Source organism: Pseudomonas sp. zjy_15 (assembly GCF_043101865.1).
In the GTDB taxonomy this organism is placed as follows: Bacteria; Pseudomonadota; Gammaproteobacteria; order Pseudomonadales; family Pseudomonadaceae; genus Aquipseudomonas; species Aquipseudomonas putida_Y.
In genome coordinates, this window is sequence record NZ_JBICII010000077.1 from 1 (window position 1) to 8,815 (window position 8,815).

General features: G+C 62.0%; 8 protein-coding genes. 4 read left to right on the plus strand and 4 right to left on the minus strand.

Translation table 11 applies throughout. The annotated features are described in order from the left end of the window. Window positions 1-19: 19 nt before the first annotated feature. Window positions 20-2,131 (minus strand): elongation factor G, encoded by a 2,112-nt coding sequence (gene fusA / locus ACF8EF_RS14415; protein ID WP_392461674.1) that lies wholly within the window; start codon window positions 2,129-2,131, stop codon window positions 20-22. A 73-nt stretch (window positions 2,132-2,204) separates the two neighbouring features. Then, complete coding sequence (locus tag ACF8EF_RS14420; RefSeq protein WP_392461676.1) at window positions 2,205-2,630, minus strand: hypothetical protein; 426 nt, start codon at window positions 2,628-2,630, stop codon at window positions 2,205-2,207. Between the two features lie 211 nt (window positions 2,631-2,841). Here ACF8EF_RS14420 and ACF8EF_RS14425 point away from each other — a divergent pair, with 211 nt between their 5' ends. Continuing rightward, a complete protein-coding gene (locus tag ACF8EF_RS14425; RefSeq protein WP_012051778.1) occupies window positions 2,842-3,144 on the plus strand; it encodes a hypothetical protein in 303 nt (100 codons plus the stop codon). Window positions 3,145-3,147: 3 nt separating this feature from the next. On the opposite strand, the gene ACF8EF_RS14430 is transcribed toward ACF8EF_RS14425, so the two are convergent. Then, window positions 3,148-4,398, minus strand: coding sequence for an aspartate aminotransferase family protein (locus ACF8EF_RS14430; RefSeq protein ID WP_392461678.1), 1,251 nt, complete (start codon window positions 4,396-4,398; stop codon window positions 3,148-3,150). A gap of 179 nt (window positions 4,399-4,577) precedes the next feature. After that, window positions 4,578-5,474 carry a transcriptional regulator GcvA gene (gene gcvA, locus ACF8EF_RS14435; RefSeq protein WP_003251398.1) on the minus strand — a complete coding sequence of 299 codons (897 nt, stop codon included), beginning with the start codon at window positions 5,472-5,474 and terminating at the stop codon, window positions 4,578-4,580. 257 nt (window positions 5,475-5,731) lie between these two features. Between gcvA and ACF8EF_RS14440 the strand changes: the two genes are divergently transcribed. The 3 genes from ACF8EF_RS14440 to ACF8EF_RS14450 all read left to right on the plus strand — a co-directional run bounded on the left by ACF8EF_RS14440 (window position 5,732) and on the right by ACF8EF_RS14450 (window position 8,452). After that, entirely contained in the window at window positions 5,732-7,114 is a 1,383-nt protein-coding gene (locus ACF8EF_RS14440; RefSeq protein ID WP_176682226.1) for an amino acid permease, read from the plus strand. 57 nt (window positions 7,115-7,171) lie between these two features. Next, complete coding sequence (locus ACF8EF_RS14445; protein WP_003251394.1) at window positions 7,172-7,669, plus strand: PaaI family thioesterase; 498 nt, start codon at window positions 7,172-7,174, stop codon at window positions 7,667-7,669. Between the two features lie 87 nt (window positions 7,670-7,756). Further along, on the plus strand, window positions 7,757-8,452 hold the full coding sequence (locus ACF8EF_RS14450) for a glutathione S-transferase N-terminal domain-containing protein (RefSeq protein ID WP_176682227.1): 696 nt from the start codon (window positions 7,757-7,759) through the stop codon (window positions 8,450-8,452). Window positions 8,453-8,815 lie beyond the last annotated feature (363 nt).

Sequence of the window (8,815 nt, forward strand, 5' to 3'; positions counted from 1 at the left end):
GCCGGCACAGGAGAGCTGCTTACTCTCCGCGGCTCTTCTTGACGATGCCGTCGGCAATGCTCGCCGGGGCCTCGGCATAGCGGGTGAACTCCATCGAGAAGCTTGCCCGGCCCTGGGTCATCGAGCGCATCGAGGTGGCGTAGCCGAACATTTCGCCCAGCGGAACTTCGGCACGGATCACCTTGCCAGCCGGCGTTTCATCACCGTCCTGGATCATGCCGCGACGTCGGCTCAAGTCGCCGAGGATGTCGCCCTGGTACTCCTCCGGCGTCACCACCTCAACCTTCATCACCGGCTCCAGCAACACTGCGCCACCTTTCTGCGACAACTGCTTGGTGGCCATCGACGCGGCGATCTTGTAGGCCATCTCGTTGGAGTCGACATCGTGGTACGAGCCGTCGAACACGGCGGCCTTGAGGTTGATCAGTGGGTAGCCGGCAAGCACGCCGTTCTTCATTTGCTCCTCGATACCCTTCTGGATGGCCGGGATGTACTCGCGCGGTACCACGCCGCCGACAATCTCGTTGATGAACTCCAGGCCTTCTTTGCCTTCATCACCGGGGGCGAAACGGATCCAGCAATGGCCATACTGGCCGCGGCCGCCGGATTGGCGAACAAAGCGGCCCTCGATCTCGCAGGTGTTGCGGATCTTCTCGCGGTAGGCCACCTGTGGCTTGCCGATGTTGGCCTCGACGTTGAACTCGCGGCGCATGCGGTCGACGATGATGTCCAGGTGCAGCTCGCCCATGCCCGAGATGATGGTCTGGCCGGTCTCTTCATCGGTACGCACGCGGAATGAGGGGTCTTCCTGGGCCAGCTTGCCCAGCGCGATCCCCATTTTTTCCTGGTCGGCTTTGGTTTTTGGCTCCACTGCTACGGAAATCACCGGGTCGGGGAAGTCCATGCGTTCGAGAATGATCGGCTTGTCCATGTCGCACAGGGTATCGCCGGTGGTCACGTCCTTCATGCCGATCAGTGCGGCGATATCGCCGGCGCACACGTCCTTGATTTCAGCGCGTTGGTTGGCGTGCATTTGCACCATGCGGCCAATGCGCTCTTTTTTGCCCTTGACGGAGTTGAGCACCGCGTTGCCGGAGCTGAGCACACCGGAATACACCCGGGCGAAGGTGAGGGTGCCGACGAAGGGGTCGGTGGCGATCTTGAAGGCCAGCGCCGAGAACGGTTCATTGTCGTCGGCGTGGCGTTCCAGGTGCTTTTCGTCGTCGTCGGGGTCGGTGCCCTTGATTGCCGGGATTTCCGACGGGGCGGGAAGGTAGTCGATCACCGCGTCGAGCATCAGCGGCACGCCTTTGTTCTTGAATGATGAGCCTAGGATGGTCGGTACGATTTCGTTGGCGATGGTGCGCTGGCGCAATCCGGCCTTGATCTCTTCGATGCTCAGCTCCTCGCCATCGAGAAACTTCATGGTCAGCTCGTCATTGGCCTCGGCCGCAGCTTCGATCATGTGCGCGCGCCATTTGTCGGCAAGCTCCTGCAGATCGGCTGGAATATCTTCTTCGCGGTAACTGGTGCCCTGATCGGCATCGTTCCAGTAGATGGCCTTCATCTTCACCAGGTCGATCTGGCCCATGAAGTTTTCTTCGCTGCCGATGGCCAGCTGGATGGGTACCGGGTGGTGCCCCAGGCGCTGATCGATCTGCTTGACCACGCGCAGGAAGTCGGCACCCTGGCGGTCCATCTTGTTGATGTAGGCCAGGCGCGGCACGTGATACTTGTTGGCCTGGCGCCAGACGGTCTCGGACTGCGGCTCGACGCCGTCAGCGCCGCTGAATACCACGACCGCGCCATCGAGCACGCGCAATGAGCGCTCCACCTCGATGGTGAAATCGACGTGGCCTGGGGTGTCGATGATGTTGAAACGGTACTTGTGGGCGAACTGCTTGGTCGAGCCTTGCCAGAACGCCGTGGTCGCCGCCGAAGTGATGGTGATGCCGCGTTCCTGCTCCTGGGCCATCCAGTCCATGGTCGCCGCGCCATCGTGCACTTCGCCCATCTTGTGGTTGACCCCGGTGTAGAACAGGATTCGCTCGGTGGTCGTGGTCTTGCCGGCATCCACGTGGGCGACGATGCCGATATTGCGGTACAGCTCAATGGGCGTTGTGCGGGCCATGGCAGACTACCTGTGGGTGGGCGGATTCCACCAAGTTAGCAGACCGGTGGAATCCTGCCCTGCCGCCGGGCCGTCAGTCGGCTTGGGCTTGCAGCATCCACTGGCCATCCACTTCGCGGGCCAGGCCGCTGGCCGGCAGCAAGGCCAGCAGGCGCGCGTGCAGGGCGGCCTCGGTAAAGGTCTTGAGGGCGGTCAGGTCCAGCGCACCGATCAGGGTGAGATCAGCCTTGGTGTAAGACAGCCAGGCTTTTTTCAACACCTGGGCGACGTCGCTGCCGGCGGTGCTGGCGAACCGGCGGTGCCACTGGCGGCCTTCGAAAGTGAAGTTGTGCGCGTGGCTGTAGGTGCTTTGGTCGGCGCCTTCTACGCAGCGGTGGCAGTGGCATGGGCCCTCGCCGAAGGCGTTGCGCAGGTAGCTGTTGAAGTCCACGACGGGCTTGAGGGACAGGCGTTTGTCGACTTCGAACAGGTCGGCGATCAGGGGTTCTTCGGCGCTCACTCGGGATCCTCGTGTGGTGTGGCGTGCATCGGCGGGCACCCTAACAGATCGGGGCATTCAGATCACCTGTTGCAGGTGCCCCGCATACCCCAAGCAACATGCGATCCCTGTGGGAGCGGGCGTTCCCGCGAACAGGCCAGTAGAGACAACAGAGACTGCCTGCCGTACTCTACGCGCCCATACGCCTATACACCCACCGAGGTAACCCCGCTTGAGCACCAAGTACCCGTACATCGCCACCGTGACCATCAGCGCCGAAGACCGTGGCGGAGATACCGAAGCCTCGGAAAACCCCAAGATGCGCGTGGGCCTGGAAGCGGTGACCGAAACCCTGAAGAAGGTGCATTTCGTCGGTACGCTCGCGGCCCCTGAGAAACCGGCCACGCACATTTGCGTAACCCTGGAGAATGGCCTGACCTATTACGGCCCGATCGTCAACGGCCATGCCGAACTGGAAGGCGGCTGGATCGCCTTCGAGTCCGACATGCTTACCCCGGAAGAACTCGGCCTGTAAGCCTCAGTTCAGTTCTGCCAGGCACTGCTCGAGGATATCCAGCCCTTCCTCGAGCACCTCGGCCTCGATGGTCAACGGAGCCAGCAGGCGAATGATGTGCCGCGCCTTGCCGCTGGGCATCAGCAGCAGGCCCTTGGCTCGGGCGGCCTCCATCACCTTGGCCAGTTGTGCCGGTGCCGGGCTGCCATCGGCATTGGCGAACTCGATCCCTCGCATGGCGCCCACGCCGGTCAGGCGGCCGATGTACGGGCTCAGGCTCGAAGCCTTCCAGCGCTCATAGCGGCTGACGATGGCCTGTTCCTGCCGTTCGCCCCAGGTTGCAACGTTTTCGTCGGTCATCTGCGCCAGGCTGGCCAGGGCCGCCGCACAGGCAATCGGGTTGCCTGAATAGGTGCCCCCCAGGCCGCCCTTGGGCAGCGCCGCCATCAATTCCTTGCGCCCGACCACTGCACCCAGCGGCATACCGCCAGCAATGCTCTTGGCCAGCAACAGCAGGTCGGGTTCGATGCCCAGGCGCGGAAACGCGAAGCGCTGGCCGGTACGGCCGAAGCCCGACTGGATCTCGTCGATGATGATCAGGATGCCGCGCTCGTCGCAGAAGCGGCGCAGGGCCTGGGCGAAGGCCGGGTCCAGGGCAAGGAAGCCGCCTTCGCCCTGCACCGGCTCGAAGATGAACGCTGCGACGTCCTCCACCGCCAGCTCGACGCTGAACAGACGGTCCATGGCCTTGAGCGCCTGCTCGCAGGTAACCCCGGTATCCTCGCTGGGGTAGGGCAGGTGGTACACCGGCCCGGGCAGCTCGCCGACCCGCTGCTTGTAGGGGGCGACCTTGCCATTGAGGTTCAGGGTGGCCAGGGTGCGTCCATGGAAACCGCCGTCGAAAGCGATGATGGCACGTTTGCCGGTGGCGCCACGGGCCACTTTCAGGGCGTTTTCCGCCGCTTCCGCGCCGCTGTTGGTGAGCATGCCGGCCAGTGGGTAGCTGAGCGGGACGAACTGGCTCAGTTGCTCCATCAGTGCCAGATACGGGCCGTGAGGGGCCGCGTTGAAGGCATAGTGGGTCAGGCGGGTGGCCTGAGCCTGGATGGCCTCGACTACAGCGGGGTTGCAATGGCCCAGGTTGAGCACGCCGATACCGCCGACGAAGTCGATGTAACGTTTGCCGTCAGTGTCCCAGACTTCGGCATTACGGCCATGGGAAAGTGTGATCGGGTGAACGATGGCAATGGATTGGCTGATACTTTCCTGGTTCATGGGGCACGCGGACCTTGTTCGAGTTTCTTATTATCCAAGCGTGTCGGCAGGTTATTCCGCAAACGAATTATTCGATTGCGGTCATTCCATGGATTCGTGATCTGGCCGGTTTTTTGGGTTGGCTGTGCCGGCCTCTTCGCGGGCAAGCCCGCTCCTACCAGAGGCCGGGGCAGGTCAAATCAATCCCCTTCAGCCACCCGTTCCCGGATCCACTGCACAAAGGCCCTGATCTTGGGCACTTCGGCCGCATGCTCGGCATGCGCAATGAAGTGCCTCCCGTTGCTTGCCACAGGGTGGTCCCAGGCCACCACCAGCTTGCCCTCACTCAGCTCTTCGGCCACCAGATAGCGGGGAATCAGGGCTATGCCGCAGCCGGAAATGGCGGCGCGGATGCACAGGTAGAACGTGTCGAAGCGCGGCCCGTGGTAGCTGTTCTGGCTATGCAGCCCAAGCCCCAGGAACCACTCATGCCAGGCCTCTGGCCGCGAAACGCATTGCAACAGGCGGTGCTCAGTCAGCGCCTGGGCGCTGTCGAAACGGTGGCTGGCCAGCAGCTGCGGGCTGCACACGGGCACCACTTCTTCGCTGAACAACTCGATGCAGGTTGCCCCGGGCCAGGTGCCCTGGCCGAAGAAAAAGGCGACGTCAGCCTTGGCCTGAACCAGGTCGAATGGCTCCAGCTCGTTACGCACATCCAGGTGAATCCGTGGGTAGCGGTCACCAAAACCCTTGAGCCTGGGCACCAGCCAGCGGGCGCCGAAGGTCGGCTGGGTGGCGATGCGCAGCACTTCGGTTTCGTCGCCGTAGCTGAGGATGTAGCGGCTGGATATGTCGATCTGGGTGAGGATCTTGTTCACTTCGGTGAGGTACAGCGCGCCGGCCGGGGTCAGGTGCAGGCGCCGGCGAATGCGCTGGAACAGCGAGTGCGAGAGCATGTCCTCAAGCTGCGCGACCTGCTTGCTGACGGCGCTCTGGGTCAGGTGCAGTTCCTGGGCCGCGCGGGTGAAGCTGAGGTGGCGGGCGGCCGCTTCGAAGCACTGAAGGGCGGTGGTCGAAGGCATCAGGCGTTTGGACATGACGGGCGAATACCGAGCAAAAAAGGAAGGAGTTCATTCCATAAAGGAATTATGTGGTTCGAAAAGGTCGTTTGTTGACCCCGGCCTATAGATTAATACTGACCTGGATCAACGATTACAACCGGTCATGCGAAGAGGAGGTCAATACCCGCTTCGGTCATCTGCAAAAAACAACAACAACACACATCAGAAATTTATAAGAATTCTGCTCAGACCTTCAGCCGCTTTGCTGCGGCCGACCCATTCGAGGGTTCTTCATGGCTTCGCAAGACAACAAGAAACAGCGCTCACTGCAGCACGGCCTGACTTCCCGTCAGGTTTCCATGATCTCCATTGCCGGCATCATCGGCGCCGGGTTGTTCATCGGGTCCTCCAACGCCATTGCCACCGCCGGCCCGGCCATCCTCATCTCCTACGCCATGACTGGCCTGCTGGTCTTGCTGGTGATGCGCATGCTGGGTGAAATGGCCATCGCAAACCCCAACAGCGGCTCATTTTCCACCTACGCCACGGAAGCCATTGGCCCTTGGGCAGGCTTTACCATCGGCTGGTTGTACTGGTGGTTCTGGGTGTTGATCATTCCGGTGGAGGCCATTGCCGGTGCTGATATCCTGCATGCCTACTTCCCTGGCGTGCCCTCGTGGCTGTTCGCTTTCCTGATCATGCTGGTGCTGTCCTGCACCAACCTGGTCAGCGTGAAGAACTTCGGTGCCTTCGAGTACTGGTTCGCGCTGGTCAAGGTGGTCGCAATCATTGGCTTCATCGGGGTCTGCACCTTGGCGGTGTTCGGTTTCTGGCCGCTGGCGGAGGTATCCGGGGTCAGCCGACTGTGGGACAGCGGTGGTTTCATGCCCAATGGCTTCGGGACGGTGCTTGGGGGCGTGCTGATCACCATTTTCTCGTTCTTCGGTGCCGAAATTGTCACCATCGCGGCTGACGAGACCGCCAACCCGAAGGACAAGATTCGCCGCGCCACCAACCTGGTGGTGTACCGCATCGCCATCTTCTATCTGGCGTCGATCTTCCTGGTGGTGTCGCTGGTGGCCTGGAACGACCCCGAGCTGAAAGCGGTAGGGTCGTTCCAGCGTGTACTGGAAGTGCTGAACGTGCCGGGCGCCAAGCTGCTGGTTGACCTGGTGGTGCTGGTGGCAGTGACAAGTTGCATGAACTCGGGGCTCTACACCGCGTCGCGCATGCTCTATTCGCTTGGCGCTCGTGGTCAGGCGCTTAGCGTGACCAAGCGCATCTCCGGTTCCGGCGTGCCGACCGTAGCGGTGATCTTCTCCACCCTGGCAGGTTTTGCAGGCTGCTTCGTCAACTACGTGTTCCCGGGCAAGGTGTTTGGCTTCCTGCTGTCGACCACTGGCGCCATCGCCTTGCTGGTGTACCTGGTTATTGCCGTGTCGCAGCTGCGCATGCGTGCCCGTGCCGAGCGTGAAGGGCGCCCGCTGGAGCTGAAGATGTGGCTGTTCCCATGGCTGACCTGGCTGGTGATCGGCACCATCGTCATGGTGCTGGGCTACATGCTGTTCAGCGATGCCTACCGTTACGAAACGCTGATGACCGCTGGGGTGACCGCGTTCATCCTGCTGGTTTCGCTGACCCAGCGGCGTGCCAAGATGGTTGCCCAGACGGCCTGATGTTTCTGCTTTAATGGGGGCGTTGCGCGCCCCCATTCCAACAAGCACAGGAAGCGTATGACTGATCACACACTTTCCCTTCAAGCCCTCGCGGCGCCTGAGGGTACCTGCTACGGCTGCGGCTGTTCCCACCCCAGCGGCCTGCACCTGCAAAGCCACTGGGACGCCGACGGTGTTCACCTGGTGTGCCGACACTCGCCCGACAGCACCTTCATTGGCTGGCCTGGCCTGGTTTACGGTGGCCTGCTGGCGATGCTGGTCGACTGCCACTCCAACTGGACGGCGATGGCGTACCACTACCGTAACGAAGGCCGAGAGCCGGGCAGCCTGCCGCGTATCGACTGCGTTACCGGCACGCTCAACCTGACCTACCTGAAACCAACGCCGATGGGTGTCGAGCTGTTGCTCAAGGCGCGTGTCGAAGGCGAAGTGGGGCGTAAGAGCCGGGTCATCTGCGAAGTCTGGGCAGAGGATGTACTGACTGTGACCGCCGACTCCGTGTTTGTCCGCGTCGATACCGAAAAGCTCAAGCTCAAGGCCCACGGCCAGGCCTGAGCTGCCAACGCTGATGAGTGGTCGGTGATGGTCAGCGGCTGGGGATGTCTCTAGAGTGACAGGTTCATTCCCTTGGCAAGGTTGATCATGACCGATCTCAGTGCTTTCCCCATTACTCGCAAATGGCCCGCCAAACATCCCGAACGCCTGCAGTTGTACTCGCTGCCGACGCCCAACGGGGTGAAAGTGTCGATCATGCTCGAAGAGATTGGCTTGGCTTACGAGGCGCACAGGGTCAGCTTCGACAATGATGACCAATTGAGCCCCGAATTCATCTCGCTCAGCGCGAACAACAAGATCCCTGCCATCCTCGACCCGAACGGGCCGGGCGGTCAGCCGCTGCCGCTGTTCGAATCGGGGGCGATCCTGCAGTACCTGGCAGAGAAGAGCGGCCAGCTGCTCAGCCAGGACCCCGCCCAGCGCTATCAGACCCTGCAGTGGCTGATGTTCCAGATGGGCGGCATCGGGCCGATGTTCGGCCAGGTCGGGTTCTTCCATTTCTTTGCTGGCAAGGAATATGAAGACAAGCGCCCGCGTGACCGCTATGTCAACGAGTCCAAGCGGCTGCTGGGCGTGCTGGATCGGCATTTAGAAGGTCGGCAGTGGATGGCTGAGGAATACAGCATCGCCGACATCGCCATCTTCCCTTGGGTGCGTAACCTGGTGGAGCGCTACAACGCCCGTGACCTGGTGGGCTTCGACCAGTTCAAGGAAGTGCAGCGCGTGCTGGCGAATTTCCTCGAACGGCCAGCCGTGCAGCGTGGCCTGAAAATCCCGGGCTGATCAACTCGCGTAGGGACAACTGCCTTGCTCAAACTTCGAAACGCCTGCGCGGTCGCCCGTAGGCGCGGGTTTACCCGCGAAAGGGCCGGCCCTGCTGGCCAATCTCCACCCGCTGTTCGCGGTTGCCGCCGCTACCGTATTCGCGGGTAAACCCGCTCCTACGCCGGATTGGTGCTGGACACAGGTCGGTGATTGGGCGCCGGTCGTCGTAGGCGCGGGTTTACCCGCGAAAGGGCCGGCCCTGCTGGCCAATCCCCACCCGCCGTTCACCGTTGTCGCCGCTACCGTATTCGCGGGTAAACCCGCTCCTACGCCGGATTGGTGGTGGACACAGGTCGGTGGTTGGGCGCAGGCCCTCGTAGG

Excerpts from the sequence above, each read along its gene's own strand:
- fusA (WP_392461674.1), bottom strand. The coding sequence starts at position 2,131 with ATGGCCCGCACAACGCCCATTGAGCTGTACCGCAATATCGGCATCGTC.
- ACF8EF_RS14430 (WP_392461678.1), bottom strand. The coding sequence starts at position 4,398 with ATGAACCAGGAAAGTATCAGCCAATCCATTGCCATCGTTCACCCGATC.
- gcvA (WP_003251398.1), bottom strand. The coding sequence starts at position 5,474 with ATGTCCAAACGCCTGATGCCTTCGACCACCGCCCTTCAGTGCTTCGAA.
- ACF8EF_RS14440 (WP_176682226.1), top strand. The coding sequence starts at position 5,732 with ATGGCTTCGCAAGACAACAAGAAACAGCGCTCACTGCAGCACGGCCTG.
- ACF8EF_RS14445 (WP_003251394.1), top strand. The coding sequence starts at position 7,172 with ATGACTGATCACACACTTTCCCTTCAAGCCCTCGCGGCGCCTGAGGGT.
- ACF8EF_RS14450 (WP_176682227.1), top strand. The coding sequence starts at position 7,757 with ATGACCGATCTCAGTGCTTTCCCCATTACTCGCAAATGGCCCGCCAAA.